Genomic DNA, 2,131 nt, shown 5'->3' with positions numbered 1-2,131 from the left:
GAGCTAGGCCCTGCTCCTGCAGGTCGGCCGCGGTGCCGACCCGGAACTCGGCCGGGTCGAGCCTGTCCGGGATGAAGTTTCCGCAGTAGCGCTCGACGCCCTCGGCGATCGCGGCGATCCGGGCGCCCGCGACGTCGCCGAAGGTGGTGCCGAGCGAGACCCGGTCGGCCGGCCAGTCGCCGAGCCAGCGGGCGTCGGAGACCTCGGCGGTCAGCGAGGTGTAGCGTAAGGGTGCGCGCTCGGGGCGCAGCACCTCTCGCACCCGCCGGATCAGGCCGGTCTCCCGGTCCACCAGGCGCTCGACGTCCAGCGGCGGCATCCGCGTGGATGATCCGGTCATGCGTGTCCTCTCTGGGTGGTCGGCGCTGTCGTGGTGACGAGTGGCCGCTCGGACCAGGTCCGGGATGCGACATCGAGCCGGAGCTCCTGGCCGGGTGCGGGCTCGCCGTCGGTGAGCCAGCGCAGGATGGTGCGGCCGGGGGAGCCGGCCGTGTCGTACACCGCCCGGAGCGCGGGGTCCGCGGTGCCGAGGTCGTGCCCCCAGGGGCCGCTGACCAGGGCGCTCCTCGCCCCGCTGCGGGCACCCCATCCGGCGGCCAGCCGGCGGGCGTACGCGTCGAACGGGTCGGCATCGCCGGTGACCACCAGGAGCGGTGCGGTGACGTCGCCGAAGTGGTCGGCCAGCTCGAGCGCCGGGGTGGCCCAGAGCTCGCCGAAGGCGTCCAGGCGCGTCGGGTCCCAGCCGAGACCGGCCGCGGCAACCATCGGGCCCTCGCGGTCGGCGACGGCGGTCGCTGCCCGCAGCACCTCGGGCGCCAGCGCGGGCTCGGCCCGGCGGCCGAAGCCGTGGATCGTCCACCAGCCGAGCCGGTCCAGGTGCTGCGGGGTCCCGTCGACGGAGTAGGCGGTCTCGTGTGCCCCGAGCGCTGGCACCAGGGCGACCACCCGGCTCACCCGGCCGTCGGCACGAGCGGTCTCGAGGGCGGTGTGGGCGGCGTAGGAGGCGCCGTAGGCGACCACAGGGGTTCGCGGGCAGCGCTGATGCAGGGCGTCGACGGTGTCGATGCCGTCGACGGCCTCGGCGGCGTAGGGCCGCCAGGTGCCGCCGGAGGTGTAGCGGCCGCGTACGTCCTGGACCAGGCAGTCGAAGCCGTGCCGGGCCAGCGACCGGGCGAGGGGAAGGTGGGCCTGGGCGTCGTAAGGCGTGCGGACGAGCACGACGGCCCGGGCGGTGCCGACGGAGCGGGCCAGCCAGCCGCCGAGCACCACGCCGTCGCGGGCGCTGACCGGGAAGGGAGCGACCTCGGGATCGGTCACCGGCCGGGTCCCTGCGGGCGCGGTGCCGGCTCGTCGAACCCGAGGACGGTGTGGGTACGTTCGCGCAGGCCGTCTCCGATGACCCGCAGCAGGCGCCGGTGCTCGGCGACGGCGGGGGCGTCGGTCGCCCAGTCCTCCAGGACCGACAGACAGCGGGCGACGGTGAGCGTCCGTGTCGCCCGGGACAGCGGACGCGGTTCGCGGCGGTCGCTCGAGAGCCACGAGGAGAGCTCGGGGGCGGCCGGGGAGGCGGCCAGCCGGCGACGGCTGACCTGGTCCGGGGTGGCCTCGCTGCCGTCGACGGCGAGCGGGAAGATCAGCATCCGGCCGCCCTCGCGCCGGCCGCGCAGCAGCACCGCTCCGCCGCTGACGAGCTGCCCCAGAGGCTCGTCCGCCTCGGGGCGCTGCGGAGCCTCGCGCACGTCCACGACGGCATCGGCCCACGGAGCCTGTCCGCTCCGGTCGTCGCGTCGGACCTCGGCACCCGAGCGGGCCAGCTCGGCGGCCAGTGCACGGCTGAGCCGGTCGCGGCCGAGGACGAGGATGCTGCGCCGGCCCTCGGGCCATCGCGAGCTGCGCATCCGCGCCTCGCGCTCGAGCGCGGCCCGGCGTACGCGCAGGAGGTAACGGAAGGTCAGGACCCGGCCGGAGCCGGGCAGGTCGTGCAGCCTGAGGAAGTCGCCCGATCCGGTACGCAGCGCCGGCATGTCGGGGGAGAGGCGGACCTCGCCGCGGGCGGCGGGGAGTGGACGCCACTCGTGTCTGGGGTACATCGGTTCTCCTGGCTGCTCGGTGGTCGGTGGGGGACAGGGCC

At 76.0% G+C, this 2,131-nt stretch carries 3 protein-coding genes; all 3 read right to left on the bottom strand.

What is annotated here, in order from left to right; genetic code table 11:
• On the bottom strand, window positions 1–340 hold a 340-nt coding region (locus ACFVJS_RS27705; protein ID WP_378886757.1), incomplete at its 3' end, for a hypothetical protein.
• Window positions 337–1,317, bottom strand: coding sequence for a CocE/NonD family hydrolase (locus ACFVJS_RS27700; RefSeq protein WP_378886756.1), 981 nt, complete (start codon window positions 1,315–1,317; stop codon window positions 337–339). The genes ACFVJS_RS27705 and ACFVJS_RS27700, both read right to left, overlap by 4 nt.
• Window positions 1,314–2,090: a hypothetical protein gene (locus ACFVJS_RS27695; protein ID WP_378886755.1), complete on the bottom strand. Its 777-nt coding sequence runs from the start codon at window positions 2,088–2,090 to the stop codon at window positions 1,314–1,316. The genes ACFVJS_RS27700 and ACFVJS_RS27695 overlap by 4 nt, the downstream gene beginning before the upstream one ends.
• Between the last annotated feature and the right edge of the window lie 41 nt (window positions 2,091–2,131).

Source organism: Nocardioides sp. NPDC057772 (assembly GCF_042798075.1).
Taxonomy (GTDB): Bacteria; Actinomycetota; Actinomycetes; order Propionibacteriales; family Nocardioidaceae; genus Nocardioides.
Note: the sequence above shows the minus strand (reverse complement) of the source record. Positions and strands in the feature narration are given on the sequence as shown.